The sequence below is a fragment of the Citrobacter sp. Cpo012 genome (genome assembly GCF_030333015.1).
In the GTDB taxonomy this organism is placed as follows: Bacteria; Pseudomonadota; Gammaproteobacteria; order Enterobacterales; family Enterobacteriaceae; genus Citrobacter; species Citrobacter portucalensis.
On sequence record NZ_JAOWGR010000037.1, the window covers coordinates 638,651 to 653,644 of the forward strand.

Genomic DNA, 14,994 nt, shown 5'->3' on the forward strand with positions numbered 1-14,994 from the left:
TGTCACCTCGTCTTGCTTCATACATCCAGTGCTGAATCAGTAAAAAGCATGACAAAGCGTTCATTTTGCGGTGTTATTGCCTTTGGCTGATTGAAAAAGAACAGGGTTTAAGGCATAAAGCCCAAAAGTTATTGCGAACGAGATGGCCAGGCGTCGCCGAGGAGTAGCCGTGCATTACCAACCTAAACAAGACCTTTTACAGGGCCGCATTATTCTTGTCACCGGTGCCAGCGATGGTATCGGACGCGAAGCCGCGCAGACCTATGCACGCTATGGCGCGACCGTTATCCTGCTTGGGCGTAACGAAGAAAAACTGCGTCAGGTTGCCCGCACTATCGCCGATGAAAACGGGACACAACCACAGTGGTTTACACTGGATTTACTGACCTGTACCTCTGAAGAATGTCACCAGCTTGCACAGCGCATTGCCGCACATTTCTCACGTCTGGATGGCGTACTGCATAACGCCGGATTACTCGGCGATATTTGCCCAATGAGTGAACAAAACCCGCAGGTCTGGCAGGATGTGATGCAGGTAAATGTGAATGCCACTTTTATGCTGACTCAGGCATTGCTGCCGTTGTTACTCAAATCCGATGCCGGATCGCTGGTCTTTACCTCTTCCAGCGTCGGCCGCCAGGGACGCGCCAATTGGGGGGCGTATGCCACATCAAAATTTGCTACCGAAGGGATGATGCAGGTTCTGGCTGATGAGTATCAAAACCGTCATCTGCGCGTAAACTGTATCAATCCTGGTGGAACACGAACTGGCATGCGAGCCAGCGCATTCCCCACGGAAGATCCACAAAAATTGAAAACTCCCGCCGATATTATGCCGCTCTACCTGTGGCTGATGGGCGATGACAGCCGCCGTAAAACCGGTATGACTTTTGACGCCCAGCCGGGCCGTAAACCAGGAATTGCCCAATGAGTGAAGAACGCTATCAGCAACGTCAACAGCGCGTAAAAGATCGGGTTGACGCACGCGTTGCCGCCGCTACGGACGAGCGCGGGATCATCATCGTATTCACCGGAAATGGTAAGGGTAAAACCACCGCCGCATTCGGTACCGCCACGCGCGCGGTGGGCCACGGTAAAAAAGTCGGCGTCGTACAATTTATTAAAGGTACGTGGCCAAACGGAGAACGTAACTTACTTGAACCCCACGGCGTAGAGTTTCAGGTTATGGCAACAGGATTTACCTGGGAAACGCAAAACCGTGAGTCCGACACCGCGGCCTGTATGGCCGTGTGGGAACACGGTAAGCGGATGCTGGCCGACGATAAACTGGATATGGTGGTGCTGGACGAGCTGACCTACATGGTGGCATACGACTATCTGCCGCTTGAAGAGGTCATCATTGCCCTAAACGCGCGCCCTGCCCATCAAACGGTGATTATCACCGGCCGTGGATGTCATCGCGATATTCTGGAGTTAGCGGATACGGTCAGCGAGTTGCGCCCGGTCAAGCATGCGTTTGAAGCGGGCGTGAAGGCCCAGATAGGGATTGATTACTGACAGTAGGCCGGATAAGGCGCTTGCGCCGCATCCGGCTCCACGCTAAGGCCTGATGGCGCTTTGCTTATCAGGCCCACTCATAATTATCCGTTGTTGCTACGACCACCCGGACGACGGCTGCTACCGACCTGTGAGTGGCGCTTCACCGCACGACGGATCTGATTTGCCTTCATGCGACGACGATCTTTCTCGACGGCAACTTTAGAGGTCGTTTCCGGCTTCAGTTCCACCAGTTCACGCAGATAGTTGGTCTGCGCGAGGTCAAGCTCGGTCCAGCCACCACGCGGCAGGCCTTTCGGCAGCGGGATATCACCGTAACGAACACGAATAAGACGGCTTACCTGTACACCTACAGCTTCCCACAGGCGACGGACTTCACGGTTACGCCCTTCGGTCAGCGTGACGTTATACCACTGGTTGATCCCTTCACCACCGCTGAACTTGATCGTTTTAAATGCCGCCGGACCATCTTCCAGCTGTACGCCACGACTCAGATCGCGCAGTTTTGCATCATCAACCTGACCAAACACACGTACCGCATATTCACGTTCAACTTCACGGCTTGGGTGCATCAGACGGTTAGCCAGTTCACCATCGGTGGTAAACAGCAGTAAACCGCAGGTATTCACGTCCAGACGCCCTACGGCAATCCAGCGAGCATCACGCAGTTTTGGCAAACGATCGAACACGGTCGGACGACCTTCCGGGTCGTTGCGGGTACACAGTTCACCTTCTGGTTTGTAATAGGCCAGAACGCGGCAGATTTGCTCTGCAGACTCTTTAACCGAAATCAGATGACCGTCGATACGGATTTTCAGACCCGGAGTGACTTCAACGCGATCGCCGAGCGTGGCAATTTTGCCATCAACGCTCACGCGACCCGCGGCAATAATAGATTCGATTTCACGGCGAGAACCGTGGCCAGCGCGCGCCAGCACTTTTTGTAACTTTTCGCTCATAGAGCTTCCTTTAGATGTCGCCTTCACAGGCGTCGAACAGGAGAATCAACGGCGCCAGTCAGCGCCATTTTAAGGCCGCGTAGTATAGCGGTTCGCGCCCTTATAAGAAAGGTTTAACGTCGCCGACGCCTTCACGCAACACCACCGGGGAATCGTCGGTTAAATCGATGACCGTGGTCGGCTGCTGACCGAGATAGCCACCGTGAATAATCAAATCCACCAGTTTTTCCAGACGGTCTTTAATCTCTTCCGGGTCTGACTCAGTAAATTCACTGCCCGGCAGCATCAGCGATGTAGAGAGCATCGGCTCGCCCAGCGCTTCCAGCAGCGCCAGCGCAATCGGATTCGATGGCACACGCAGGCCGATGGTCTTACGTTTTTCCTGCAACAAACGGCGCGGAACTTCTTTCGTCCCTTTCAGGATGAAGGTGTAGTTACCCGGCGTGTTGTTTTTAATTAAACGGAATGCCACGTTGTCGACAAACGAATAGGTCGACAGTTCGGACAGGTCACGACACATCAGCGTAAAGTTGTGTCCGTCCGGCAGGTGACGGATGCGGCAAATGCGCTCCATGGCGCCTTTATCTTCAATTTTGCAGCCCAACGCATAACCGGAATCGGTTGGATAGACGATCACCCCACCTTTACGCACGATTTCAACGGCCTGATTGATCAGTCGCTGCTGCGGGTTTTCGGGATGAATATAAAAAAACTGACTCATACTTTCCTCTCTGTGATCGCGGGCTGCTCCCAAAGTTGCCAGACACCTTCTACGCCTGCGGGCAACCAAAGTTTACGGCCCAATTCAATCCATGGGCAGGGTAGATGAAAATCAGACCCTTGCGATGCCCACAGTTGATGCGAACGCGCAAGCGTCGCCAGATGGGTGCGTTCATTGGGAGACTGCTGGCACTGTGCTACTTCCATCGCGTCGCCGCGATGTTCAGCAAAATGTGCAACCAGTCTTTTCAGCCACTTAGCGCTAAGATCGTACCGCCCAGGATGAGCCAGAACAGCCTTACCGCCAGAATGATGAATGACATCAATAGCTTGTTCTATTGTACACCACTGTGGCGGAACGTAACCGGTTTTCCCACGGGCAAGATATTTTTTAAAGACATCCGCCATGGTTGTGGCTTTTCCGCATTCCATCAGGAAACGCGCAAAATGGCCCCGCGTAACCGCCCCGCCATCAGCCAGGCGTAACGCCCCTTCCCACGCGCCGGGGATATGCGCTTTGTCGAGTCGTTCGGCAATCAGGCGCGCACGCTGCTGACGACGTTCCGTTTGTTGCGCCAGAAACTCACACATCATGGGATGGGCGATATCAATGTTCAGACCCACTATATGGATCTCATGGTTTTCCCAGACCGTTGATATCTCTACGCCAGGGATCAAATTTAAGGCTAAACCTGAACGTGAAATTTCTTCTCTTGCCGCCGCAATGCCGGCCGTGGTGTCATGATCGGTGATCGCCAGTGTACCGACTCGCATCTCTACCGCACGGTGTACTAAGGCTTCTGGCGTTAATCGCCCATCGGAGGCTGTAGTATGACTGTGCAGGTCATAAATCACTGCGTAATTCGTGTCGCTCAAGGCGGCTCCCGTTTCAATAAATGTCGTATCACGCCCATCATAGCGGTTTCGACAAATATACTGAAATCAGGTGTTGACTTTATTCCATCGAACTAGTTAACTAGTACGCAAGTTCACATGAAGAAGGTATCTGAGATGAAAGCAACATTTGTTCTGCACGGTTGGTGGCGCACTTCCTGATTTCGGGCAGTGTCTTACGTCTGCAATATGCAACCAGATACCCGGCCCGCCAAATGAGCGGGCTTTTTTTTGAACAAAATTAATGAGAATAACGATGCAAACTCAAAAACCGACACTCGAACTGCTTGCCTGCGATGCCGCCTACCGTGAGAATCCGACGGCGCTGTTTCATCAAGTGTGTGGCGCACGTCCAGCAACACTGCTGCTGGAATCTGCAGATATCGACAGCAAAGACGATCTGAAGAGCCTGCTGCTGGTCGACAGCGCATTACGCATTACCGCTCTCGGTGACACTGTCACTATTCAGGCATTGTCCGCAAACGGCGCATCGCTGCTGTCGCTGCTGGATGCTGCCCTGCCCGCTGGCGTTGAGAACGAACAACAGCCGAATGGTCGTCATCTGCGATTCCCTGCCGTCAGCCCACTGCTCGATGAAGACGCCCGCTTATGCTCCCTGTCCGTATTTGATGCATTCCGTTTATTGCAGGAGCTGGTTAATGTTCCAGCGCAAGAACGTGAAGCAATGTTCTTCGGCGGTCTGTTTTCTTACGATCTGGTTGCGGGTTTTGAAGAGTTGCCACAGCTTGAAGCGGGCAACCGTTGCCCTGACTACTGCTTCTATCTGGCAGAAACGCTGATGGTTATCGACCACCAGAAAAAAAGCACCCGTATTCAGGCCAGTATTTTTACCCCCAATGATGCGGAAAAACAGCGTCTTAATGCTCGTCTGGCGCAATTGAGCCAGCAGCTTACCGAGCCTGCGCCGCCGTTGCCGGTCACTGAAGTCCCGCAGATGCGCTGCGAGTGCAATCAGAGCGATGAAGAGTTTGGCGCCGTAGTTCGTGGCATGCAAAAAGCGATTCGCGCGGGCGAAATTTTCCAGGTGGTGCCATCCCGCCGTTTCTCGCTGCCCTGCCCATCTCCGCTGGCGGCCTACTATGTGCTGAAGAAAAGTAACCCCAGCCCGTACATGTTTTTCATGCAAGACAACGAGTTCACGCTGTTTGGCGCCTCCCCGGAAAGCTCGCTGAAATACGATGCCACCAGCCGCCAGATTGAGATCTACCCGATTGCTGGTACTCGCCCGCGCGGTCGTCGTGCGGACGGTTCGCTTGATCGCGATCTCGACAGCCGTATCGAGCTGGAGATGCGTACCGACCATAAAGAGCTTTCTGAGCACCTGATGCTGGTTGACCTTGCGCGTAACGACCTGGCGCGCATCTGTACGCCTGGCAGCCGCTATGTTGCTGACCTCACCAAAGTCGATCGTTACTCCTTCGTTATGCACCTGGTTTCGCGCGTGGTCGGCGAGCTGCGTAGCGATCTGGATGTGCTGCACGCTTACCGCGCCTGTATGAATATGGGCACGTTAAGCGGAGCGCCAAAAGTTCGCGCCATGCAGCTTATCGCCGAGGCCGAGGGTCGTCGCCGTGGCAGCTACGGCGGTGCGGTAGGTTACTTCACGGCGCATGGCGATCTGGATACCTGTATTGTCATTCGCTCCGCCCTCGTGGAAGACGGTATTGCCACCGTACAAGCCGGTGCCGGGATTGTTCTAGATTCTGTACCGCAGTCTGAAGCCGATGAAACCCGTAATAAAGCGCGCGCGGTTCTGCGTGCTATCGCTACCGCGCACCACGCACAGGAGACCTTCTAATGGCTGACATTCTGCTGCTTGATAACATCGATTCTTTTACCTATAACCTGGCGGATCAGCTGCGTACTAATGGTCACAACGTGGTGATTTACCGCAACCATATTCCGGCCCAGACGTTGATTGACCGCTTAGCAACCATGAAAAATCCGGTGCTGATGCTTTCTCCAGGACCAGGCGCGCCAAGCGAAGCGGGTTGCATGCCGGAGCTGTTAACCCGTTTGCGCGGCAAGCTGCCAATCATCGGTATTTGTCTGGGACACCAGGCCATTGTTGAAGCCTATGGTGGATATGTGGGCCAGGCCGGAGAGATCCTGCACGGCAAAGCGTCCAGCATTGAACACGACGGTCAGGCGATGTTTGCTGGTCTGGCGAATCCGCTGCCGGTGGCACGCTATCATTCACTGGTTGGCAGCAACGTACCTGCTGGATTGACCATTAACGCCCACTTTAACGGCATGGTGATGGCGGTACGTCACGATACCGATCGCGTTTGTGGCTTCCAGTTCCATCCGGAATCAATTCTGACCACCCAGGGCGCGCGTTTGCTGGAACAAACGCTGGCCTGGGCGCAACAGAAGCTTGAACAAACCAATACGCTGCAACCCATTCTGGAGAAACTGTATCAGGCCCAGACGCTGTCCCAGCAGGAAAGTCACCAGCTGTTTTCCGCAGTCGTTCGCGGTGAACTGAAGCCGGAACAACTGGCTGCGGCGCTGGTGAGCATGAAAATTCGTGGCGAACACCCGAATGAAATTGCCGGTGCGGCAACCGCGCTGCTGGAAAACGCCGCCCCGTTCCCGCGCCCTGATTATCTGTTTGCCGATATTGTCGGTACCGGCGGCGACGGCAGCAACAGCATCAATATTTCTACCGCCAGCGCCTTTGTTGCGGCGGCTTGCGGACTGAAAGTTGCCAAACACGGCAACCGCAGTGTCTCCAGCAAGTCTGGCTCTTCGGATCTGTTAGCGGCATTTGGCATCAATCTGGATATGAACGCTGATAAATCCCGTCAGGCGCTAGACGACCTCGGGGTGTGCTTCCTGTTTGCGCCGAAATATCACACCGGTTTTCGCCATGCCATGCCGGTACGCCAGCAGCTGAAAACCCGCACGCTGTTTAACGTGCTCGGCCCGTTGATTAACCCGGCGCATCCGCCGCTGGCGCTGATCGGCGTTTACAGCCCGGAACTGGTGCTACCGATTGCTGAAACGCTGCGCGTGCTGGGATATCAACGAGCAGCCGTGGTGCACAGTGGTGGCATGGACGAAGTTTCGCTGCATGCGCCGACCATTGTGGCAGAGCTGCACGATGGGGAAATCAAGAGTTATCAACTGACGGCAGAAGACTTTGGTCTGACGCCTTATCACCAGGAACAGCTGGCTGGCGGCACGCCGGAAGAAAACCGTGACATTCTTAGTCGCTTGTTACAAGGTAAAGGTGAAGCCGCTCATGAAGCTGCTGTTGCCGCGAATGTCGCCATGTTAATGCGCCTGCACGGTGAAGAAGATTTAAAAGCCAATGCGCAAACCGTGATTAATGTACTGCGTAGCGGTGCGGCCTATGACCGCGTCACTGCACTGGCAGCAAGAGGGTAAATGATGCAAACCGTTTTAGCGAAAATTGTCGCAGACAAGGCGATTTGGGTAGAAGCCCGCAAACAGCAACAACCGCTGGCCAGCTTTCAAAATGATGTTCAGCCTGGCTCACGTGATTTCTACGATGCGCTGCAAGGTGCACGCACCGCCTTTATTCTGGAATGCAAAAAAGCATCTCCATCAAAAGGCGTGATCCGTGATGACTTCGACCCGGCACAGATTGCGAGCATCTATAAACATTATGCTTCCGCGATCTCCGTACTGACCGATGAGAAGTATTTCCAGGGGAGCTTTGATTTCCTGCCTATCGTCAGCCGCATCGCACCGCAGCCGATTCTGTGCAAGGACTTTATTATCGATCCTTACCAGATTTACCTGGCGCGTTTCTACCAGGCGGACGCCTGTTTGCTGATGCTGTCGGTGCTCGATGATGAGCAATATCGTCAACTCGCCGCCGTCGCCCACAGCCTGAAAATGGGCGTACTGACCGAAGTCAGTAACGAAGAAGAGCTGGAGCGTGCTATCGCACTGGGCGCCAAAGTCGTTGGTATCAACAACCGTGACTTACGCGATCTGTCGATTGATCTGAATCGCACCCGTCAACTGGCACCGCGACTGGGTCATGGTGTGACCGTCATCAGCGAGTCCGGCATCAATACTTACGGTCAGGTGCGCGAGCTCAGCCACTTCGCTAACGGTTTTCTGATTGGCTCCGCGCTGATGTCGCATGCTGATCTGCACGCCGCCGTGCGACGCGTACTGCTCGGCGAGAATAAAGTCTGCGGTTTAACCCGGGCTCAGGATGCAAATGCGGCATACGAAGCGGGCGCCATTTACGGCGGCTTGATTTTTGTCCCCACATCACCGCGCGCGGTCAACGTAGCACAGGCGCGAGAGGTCATGACCGGCGCGCCGCTGCAATACGTCGGGGTGTTTCGCAACTCAGATATTGCCGACGTGAGCGCAACAGCGGCGGAGCTGGGACTAACTGCCGTGCAACTGCACGGTAACGAAGACCAGTCCTATGTTGACGCCCTGCGCGACTTACTGCCCGCACAGGTGCAAATCTGGAAGGCACTCAGCGTCAGCGAGACGTTGCCAGCCCGTAATTATCAGTATGTCGATAAATACCTCTTCGACAACGGCCAGGGCGGCAGCGGTCAACGCTTCGACTGGTCACTTTTAGGCGGACAATCACTGGATAACGTTTTACTGGCTGGCGGACTCGGCGCAGATAACTGCGTTGACGCGGCAAAAACCGGCTGTGCCGGTCTCGATTTCAATTCTGGCGTAGAGTCACAGCCGGGCATCAAAGATGCACGTCTTCTGGCTTCGGTCTTTCAGACGCTGCGCGCATATTAAGGAAAAGGACATGACAACATTACTCAATCCGTACTTTGGTGAATTTGGCGGTATGTATGTGCCACAGATTCTGATGCCTGCCCTGCGCCAGCTGGAAGAAGCTTTTGTCAGCGCACAAAAGGATCCTGAATTTCAGGCGCAGTTTACAGATCTGCTGAAAAACTATGCGGGTCGCCCAACCGCACTGACCAAGTGCCAGAACATTACTCAAGGCACCAACACGACGCTGTATCTCAAGCGTGAAGACTTACTGCACGGTGGCGCGCACAAAACCAACCAGGTGCTGGGTCAGGCGTTGCTGGCGAAGCGCATGGGTAAAACGGAAATCATCGCCGAAACAGGCGCGGGTCAGCACGGTGTTGCATCTGCTCTCGCCAGCGCACTGCTGGGGTTGAAATGCCGTATTTATATGGGCGCGAAAGATGTTGAACGTCAGTCGCCTAACGTTTTCCGTATGCGTTTGATGGGCGCTGAAGTTATCCCCGTTCACAGCGGTTCCGCAACGCTGAAAGATGCCTGTAACGAAGCGCTTCGCGACTGGTCTGGCAGCTACGATACCGCGCACTACATGCTCGGTACGGCGGCTGGTCCGCACCCCTTCCCGACCATTGTGCGTGAGTTCCAGCGCATGATCGGTGAAGAAACCAAGGCACAGATTCTGGAAAAAGAAGGTCGTCTGCCGGACGCCGTTATCGCCTGCGTGGGTGGCGGTTCTAACGCCATCGGTATGTTCGCCGACTTTATTAATGAAACCAGCGTCGGTCTGATTGGCGTAGAGCCAGGCGGTCATGGGATTGAGTCTGGAGAACACGGCGCGCCGTTGAAGCATGGTCGTGTCGGGATTTACTTCGGCATGAAGTCCCCGATGATGCAGACCGAAGAAGGACAGATTGAAGAGTCTTACTCTATTTCTGCAGGACTGGACTTCCCGTCAGTTGGGCCACAGCATGCGTACCTGAACAGCATTGGTCGCGCTGATTATGTTTCAATCACCGATGATGAAGCACTGGAAGCCTTCAAAACGCTGTGTCTGCACGAGGGAATTATTCCGGCACTGGAGTCCTCCCATGCCCTGGCGCACGCGTTGAAAATGATGCGTGAGAATCCGGAAAAAGAGCAGTTACTGGTGGTTAATCTCTCCGGTCGCGGAGACAAAGACATTTTCACCGTACACGATATTCTGAAAGCGCGAGGGGAAATCTGATGGAACGTTACGAAAACCTGTTTGCACAGCTGAAGGACCGCAAAGAAGGCGCTTTTGTCCCCTTCGTAACCCTGGGCGATCCGTCTGTTGAGCAGTCACTGAAAATCATTGATACGCTGATTGAAGCCGGTGCCGACGCGCTTGAGCTCGGCATTCCGTTCTCCGATCCGCTGGCAGATGGCCCAACTATTCAGGAAGCCACCCTGCGTGCGTTTGCCGCCGGCGTTACACCGTCGCAATGCTTTGAAATGCTGGCGCTGATTCGCCAGAAGCATCCGACGATTCCCATTGGGTTGCTGATGTATGCCAACCTGGTCTTTAGTAAGGGCATTGATGAATTTTACGCCCATTGTGAGAAAGTCGGTGTGGATTCTGTGTTGGTAGCCGATGTGCCGGTTGAGGAGTCAGCTCCGTTCAGAACTGCAGCGCTGCGCCACAACATCGCGCCGATTTTCATCTGCCCGCCGAACGCTGATGAAGAACTGCTACGCCAGATTGCCTCTTATGGTCGTGGCTACACTTATCTGCTTTCACGTGCAGGTGTGACCGGTGCCGAAAATCGTGCGGCATTACCGCTGCATCATCTGGTCGAAAAGCTGAAAGAATATGGTGCGCCACCTTCTTTACAGGGCTTTGGTATTTCTGCGCCTGAACAGGTCGCTGGTGCTATTGAAGCCGGTGCCGCCGGTGCAATTTCCGGCTCGGCAATTGTGAAAATCATTGAGAAAAATGTTGCGGCACCGGAACAGATGCTGGCTGAGCTGAAAGCGTTTGTCAGCACGATGAAAGCCGCCACCCACCAGTAAGCTAAATCAACCGCCAGAAATTTCTGGCGGTTTTATCCTTCTTTCGTGTGCTTCATTCTATACATAGCGCTATCCGCATTCTGAATGGCCGCATCAAGTTCACCATTCACCTCTGCAATCCCCCACGATACTGACAATGGCACGGTATGGCCATCCACCACAAACACATGGCTGGTCACCTGCCCACTAATACGTTGCGCGATTGCTATAGCGTCAGTTGCCTGCGATCGAAACAGCAGGATCATAAATTCATCCCCGCCGGTACGAATCACAATATCGTGACTGGTGCGGGTGTTTGACAGCATTCTGTTGGCGATAATTTGCAGCGCACGATCGCCTGCCGCGTGGCCCCAGGTGTCATTGACGGCCTTGAACTTATTACAGTCAAGTAGCACCACCGAGCAGTGTGATAAATCCCGACGCTTGATGATGTCGAGAATTCGGCGGTTAAAACAGCCGGTCAGAGTATCGATATAAACTTTTAGGTCGCTTTCGTTTAGCCATGACTTTAACGAGAAGCTAATGATGATGAAAAAGAACGGCGCCAGCAGGATAACAATCCCGGCATGTGCGTCGCGCGCCATAAAACGGCCTAATGAAAGCGAATAGTGCAGCGCATATTTCTCTGAAAAATTGCGCACCATAAAGCGGGATTGACCGGTACATTTACCGGATAAACAGAGACTCTCATTGTTGGTCAAATTCACCAATTCTACGTTCAATTCTGGTGGAATTTGGTAGTCAAATGCCTGGGCTAACGCTTCCTGCAATTCGGACTTTGAATGGTCATAGACCAGATAAGCCACGATTTGGTCTGATATCTCTTTGCCAGACAGATCGTAGATATAACTCACCACGCTGTAAGCTTTTTCACCGGTAATTTTATCGGTATAGAAATTCGTTGAGCTGAGGGCTTTATTTTTGACGTTTTTCTGCAGCAGTCGGGTATAGAAATCGACGGGGGGATAGAAAAATTGCGTGATATCCCGCGCCATTTCAGAATTAGAGAAACTGAAATTGCGCGAATCGGAAGCCATAAACCAGTAAAAATAATCTGAGTTTTTGGCGATAATATAACGATGTGCATCAAAACTGCCCGGGTTTAGCTCATTGACCATACCGCGAATAAACTCCGCCGCCGTATACATACACAGCGCGTTGTGGCTGGTTTGCTGAGCAACCATTGTCCCCGTTGCCGAATGCAGCCGCTTTGGGTCGGCGTTAATTCCCCATTCATTCTCATCCCGGGGGGCGAATTGTGAAATATCACCGCATTGATCACCCGTTTTGATATGGTGGTAGCGCTCGCCAATCGCATCGGCGATCAGCTCGTTGTCGTTAAAAATGTCCATCATGCGCGCTTGCAGGCGGTTAACACCTTCGCTGGCAGCGGCCATTCGCTGTTCATAAATAATAAACAGAAACAACGACGTAAATATCAACGTAATGAGCCCTGATACCAGCAGTGCCTGCCTGTTTCTGAGCTTATCCTGCACAATCTTCACGAGTCCACCCTGATAGTTAACAGTATTGCCAAATCGGTTACCCGTTTATGTTGTTGCATAACAGCGTTGTACGTTGATAGAGAATGTTTGCCACTCCGAAGCAGGTAAGTTGATGTAGCCCGCAGTCGCGCGCTTAGGTTACAGATTTATACATTAAAAGCACATATTTGTTAACATAAGCGCAAACTAATCATCACCTTCGATAGGATATCCTGCCCGCCGGATGGCCTCGCGGCAGTCGTTTACGCCTGCGGCATAGCCCGCCTCAATCTCACAAACCGGACTTGCGCTGCAATAAGGTAGTGTAACCGGAGTCGCAATAATTTTCTCCAGCGCCTCAATTTTATCCATGTAAAGCAATAACTCACGTGCAGCACTCACGGCAAACGCTGCCGTTTGGTCTTCGGAGAACGGTTCCAGAAGTGTGATTTTTTGCTGTAGCAGATGGCGGGTCAACATCATCAGCAATACCCTCAAAGTTGGTTTGCTTAAAGAGTAGCACTACATCAAAGGGGAGAAAGGCTCGATGTTTTCCCCAGAATGTTTAAATGAAGAACGAGGGGAATGTTTCCTGGTTGCTAACCACTATCAGGCATGCTCGGAATCTATACAGTTCAATCATCCTGGTTGTGCAGCTATTAATTAAGTTGACTTCAAAAAGTCCCTTGCGAGACACTGCTTTAAAGCATGCCAAATATGGGTGAACTTGTTGAGACATCTGTTGATTAAATTAGTTGTGTTAAGCGTTGGATTTTTAAGCGCTGGGGACATACTGGCAAATACTCCGGAACAGGTAGTCACCGCTTTCCAGAGGGATTATAAATATTGGAATGACCAGTCATTTCAGAGAAATCAGAACGATGGAAAGCAAGAAGTTATGCTCCAGGCCCAGAAGGGTTGGAATGAGCTTTTGAAAAAATATACAAAACCTGGTTTTCAGGGCGAGCCTATAGCTTTTGGTTCTGAGTCTAGTCATGACCCTGAGCAAGAGAAGATCATATCGGTTCAGATTACTGAAAAAATAGCGGTCGTAACGACAAAATTATCAAGGCAGTATTATTCACCTATTTATGAATATCAGTTGTCCAAAGAAAATGATACCTGGTATCTATCTCAGATTTTTTTAGTTGATGACGATGGAAAATATCCGAGTTTGTAATAACAGTGTACTTGTACTCATTGTTTCCATACTGCCTGAGACTGTCAATCGCTGGACGACTCTGAGCGTGAAGCGGACCACACTATCTGATGAAAAGCTTCACTCATAATGTCGGGACAGCGATAAGTGAGGAACTCACGTTGTGCTTGCATCAGAATGATCTGGAATGATGGAGTTAACATCTCAATTGTTCATAGCGGCGCTGAGTGGATGCAGGATATCGCGTACTTATAAAGTTAAGGCCAGAGATTTTAATTATTACATTTTCTTTTTTAAGATAGTGGTTTTTATCTATTTTTTAGAATAGACATATCTGGCCAGACATTCTTCTTCATAACAAATCTATGAGTTAAAAAAATCTGCCATAATGACAGATTCCTTTAATCTATCATTAGAGATTTGCAACGTTATGATATACTTTTTGAACATCATCGTCATCTTCAAGGGCATCAACAAGCCCTGCAAAGACTTCTAAATCTTCTGGTGAAAGTTCAATTTCTGATTGAGCAATCATCTCTAATTCTGTGGTAGAGAATTCAGTAATCCCTGCTGCTTTTAGAGCTGCAATGCCTTTGTGAAGATCTGTAGATTCAGTATAAATAACGATGTTTCCTTCTTCTTCGGTTACATCACGAACATCTACTTCAGCATTAAGCAAAATTTCAAAAATATGATCAGGATCTGTTCCTTCGAATACAATCACTCCGGTATTGTCAAACATATAGCTGACAGAACCAGCCGCCCCGATATTCCCACCTTTTTTATTAAAAATTGAGCGGACATTAGCAATCGTACGGTTAACATTTGAAGTCAATGTTTCAGCGATAATCAGTGAGCCACTGGGACCAAAGCCTTCATAACGCCCTTGCACGAACGTTTCATCACTGCCGCCTTTGGCTTTATCAATGGCTTTATCAATAACGTGTTTTGGAACCTGCGCTTGTTTAGCACGTTCAATAACGAATTTTAAAGATGTATTTAATTCTGGGTCTGGTTCGCCTTGTTTAGCAGCAGCATAAATTTCGACACCGAATTTTGCATATACATTAGACGTTGCACCGTCTTTAGCTGTTTTTTTAGCAACAATATTTGCCCACTTACGTCCCACTGGAATGATCTCCTCAAAAATTCATTTACATAGCCGACAGGTAAATAACCTAGCATTACATTATATCATGACGTATAAATCCTCGTCTATTAAAAATAAAAATATTAGAATTTTACGATATGTTACTTTAATTTTATCAATAGTTAACATTATTGATAAATTATCCTCTGGTTCTTTTTTGTTCTTAATAAATGGTCCGCAGCAATAATGCATAAGTGAAGAGAAACAAAAGTGATATTCCAGACAAACACTTCTACTATTAAAGTTGCTGCTGCACTGCTTATAGCGAGGTTTCGACACACAAATTTTGTCAGGCCAGAGGAGCAAAATAATGGCCGTTCAAGA

The 14,994-nt window shown here is 51.1% G+C and carries 15 protein-coding genes and 1 other annotated feature; of the genes, 9 read left to right on the top strand and 6 right to left on the bottom strand.

Annotation, left to right across the window (positions count from 1 at the left end):
• The first annotated feature begins 169 nt into the window (after window positions 1–169).
• Window positions 170–931, top strand: coding sequence for a YciK family oxidoreductase (locus OGX90_RS12945; RefSeq protein ID WP_079935307.1), 762 nt, complete (start codon window positions 170–172; stop codon window positions 929–931).
• The gene (cobO, locus tag OGX90_RS12950; protein ID WP_284878759.1) at window positions 928–1,518 is read left to right on the top strand and encodes a cob(I)yrinic acid a,c-diamide adenosyltransferase; all 591 of its coding nucleotides are present in this window, start codon (window positions 928–930) and stop codon (window positions 1,516–1,518) included. The genes OGX90_RS12945 and cobO overlap by 4 nt, the downstream gene beginning before the upstream one ends.
• 83 nt (window positions 1,519–1,601) lie before the next feature.
• Here the strand turns inward: cobO and rluB are convergent, their stop codons facing one another.
• The 3 genes from rluB to rnm form a co-directional block, all read right to left on the bottom strand.
• Window positions 1,602–2,477, bottom strand: coding sequence for a 23S rRNA pseudouridine(2605) synthase RluB (gene rluB / locus OGX90_RS12955; protein ID WP_003020625.1), 876 nt, complete (start codon window positions 2,475–2,477; stop codon window positions 1,602–1,604).
• Window positions 2,478–2,577: 100 nt separating this feature from the next.
• Window positions 2,578–3,198, bottom strand: a complete 621-nt coding sequence (locus tag OGX90_RS12960) for an L-threonylcarbamoyladenylate synthase (protein ID WP_003833336.1) — start codon at window positions 3,196–3,198, stop codon at window positions 2,578–2,580.
• Window positions 3,195–4,073 (bottom strand): RNase RNM, encoded by an 879-nt coding sequence (gene rnm / locus OGX90_RS12965; RefSeq protein ID WP_060682125.1) that lies wholly within the window; start codon window positions 4,071–4,073, stop codon window positions 3,195–3,197. Before rnm ends, OGX90_RS12960 begins: the two co-directional genes overlap by 4 nt.
• A gap of 135 nt (window positions 4,074–4,208) precedes the next feature.
• Here rnm and trpL point away from each other — a divergent pair, with 135 nt between their 5' ends.
• The 6 genes from trpL to trpA all read left to right on the top strand — a co-directional run bounded on the left by trpL (window position 4,209) and on the right by trpA (window position 10,877).
• The gene (trpL, locus tag OGX90_RS12970) at window positions 4,209–4,253 is read left to right on the top strand and encodes a trp operon leader peptide (protein ID WP_012905981.1); all 45 of its coding nucleotides are present in this window, start codon (window positions 4,209–4,211) and stop codon (window positions 4,251–4,253) included.
• Window positions 4,230–4,324, top strand: a sequence feature (Trp leader region). Its footprint overlaps the gene before it by 24 nt.
• A 23-nt stretch (window positions 4,325–4,347) precedes the next feature.
• Complete coding sequence (locus tag OGX90_RS12975; RefSeq protein WP_071446270.1) at window positions 4,348–5,910, top strand: anthranilate synthase component 1; 1,563 nt, start codon at window positions 4,348–4,350, stop codon at window positions 5,908–5,910.
• Window positions 5,910–7,505: a bifunctional anthranilate synthase glutamate amidotransferase component TrpG/anthranilate phosphoribosyltransferase TrpD gene (gene trpD, locus OGX90_RS12980; protein ID WP_003020639.1), complete on the top strand. Its 1,596-nt coding sequence runs from the start codon at window positions 5,910–5,912 to the stop codon at window positions 7,503–7,505. Before OGX90_RS12975 ends, trpD begins: the two co-directional genes overlap by 1 nt.
• A gap of 3 nt (window positions 7,506–7,508) precedes the next feature.
• On the top strand, window positions 7,509–8,867 hold the full coding sequence (gene trpCF / locus OGX90_RS12985; protein ID WP_502872849.1) for a bifunctional indole-3-glycerol-phosphate synthase TrpC/phosphoribosylanthranilate isomerase TrpF: 1,359 nt from the start codon (window positions 7,509–7,511) through the stop codon (window positions 8,865–8,867).
• Between the two features lie 10 nt (window positions 8,868–8,877).
• Complete coding sequence (trpB, locus tag OGX90_RS12990; protein ID WP_003020645.1) at window positions 8,878–10,071, top strand: tryptophan synthase subunit beta; 1,194 nt, start codon at window positions 8,878–8,880, stop codon at window positions 10,069–10,071.
• Entirely contained in the window at window positions 10,071–10,877 is an 807-nt protein-coding gene (gene trpA / locus OGX90_RS12995; RefSeq protein ID WP_008784942.1) for a tryptophan synthase subunit alpha, read from the top strand. Before trpB ends, trpA begins: the two co-directional genes overlap by 1 nt.
• A gap of 32 nt (window positions 10,878–10,909) precedes the next feature.
• Here the strand turns inward: trpA and OGX90_RS13000 are convergent, their stop codons facing one another.
• Together OGX90_RS13000 and OGX90_RS13005 are read right to left on the bottom strand one after the other, a co-directional pair.
• Window positions 10,910–12,382, bottom strand: coding sequence for a GGDEF domain-containing protein (locus OGX90_RS13000; protein WP_286623997.1), 1,473 nt, complete (start codon window positions 12,380–12,382; stop codon window positions 10,910–10,912).
• A 186-nt stretch (window positions 12,383–12,568) separates the two neighbouring features.
• Entirely contained in the window at window positions 12,569–12,844 is a 276-nt protein-coding gene (locus tag OGX90_RS13005; protein ID WP_003833349.1) for a hypothetical protein, read from the bottom strand.
• Window positions 12,845–13,103: 259 nt separating this feature from the next.
• Here OGX90_RS13005 and OGX90_RS13010 point away from each other — a divergent pair, with 259 nt between their 5' ends.
• The gene (locus OGX90_RS13010; protein WP_223240868.1) at window positions 13,104–13,541 is read left to right on the top strand and encodes a hypothetical protein; all 438 of its coding nucleotides are present in this window, start codon (window positions 13,104–13,106) and stop codon (window positions 13,539–13,541) included.
• 391 nt (window positions 13,542–13,932) lie between these two features.
• On the opposite strand, the gene OGX90_RS13015 is transcribed toward OGX90_RS13010, so the two are convergent.
• Window positions 13,933–14,649: a YebC/PmpR family DNA-binding transcriptional regulator gene (locus OGX90_RS13015; protein WP_003020658.1), complete on the bottom strand. Its 717-nt coding sequence runs from the start codon at window positions 14,647–14,649 to the stop codon at window positions 13,933–13,935.
• Window positions 14,650–14,994 lie beyond the last annotated feature (345 nt).

Excerpts from the sequence above, each read along its gene's own strand:
- cobO (WP_284878759.1), top strand. The coding sequence starts at position 928 with ATGAGTGAAGAACGCTATCAGCAACGTCAACAGCGCGTAAAAGATCGG.
- rluB (WP_003020625.1), bottom strand. The coding sequence starts at position 2,477 with ATGAGCGAAAAGTTACAAAAAGTGCTGGCGCGCGCTGGCCACGGTTCT.
- OGX90_RS12960 (WP_003833336.1), bottom strand. The coding sequence starts at position 3,198 with ATGAGTCAGTTTTTTTATATTCATCCCGAAAACCCGCAGCAGCGACTG.
- OGX90_RS12975 (WP_071446270.1), top strand. The coding sequence starts at position 4,348 with ATGCAAACTCAAAAACCGACACTCGAACTGCTTGCCTGCGATGCCGCC.
- trpD (WP_003020639.1), top strand. The coding sequence starts at position 5,910 with ATGGCTGACATTCTGCTGCTTGATAACATCGATTCTTTTACCTATAAC.
- trpCF (WP_502872849.1), top strand. The coding sequence starts at position 7,509 with ATGCAAACCGTTTTAGCGAAAATTGTCGCAGACAAGGCGATTTGGGTA.
- trpB (WP_003020645.1), top strand. The coding sequence starts at position 8,878 with ATGACAACATTACTCAATCCGTACTTTGGTGAATTTGGCGGTATGTAT.
- trpA (WP_008784942.1), top strand. The coding sequence starts at position 10,071 with ATGGAACGTTACGAAAACCTGTTTGCACAGCTGAAGGACCGCAAAGAA.
- OGX90_RS13005 (WP_003833349.1), bottom strand. The coding sequence starts at position 12,844 with ATGATGTTGACCCGCCATCTGCTACAGCAAAAAATCACACTTCTGGAA.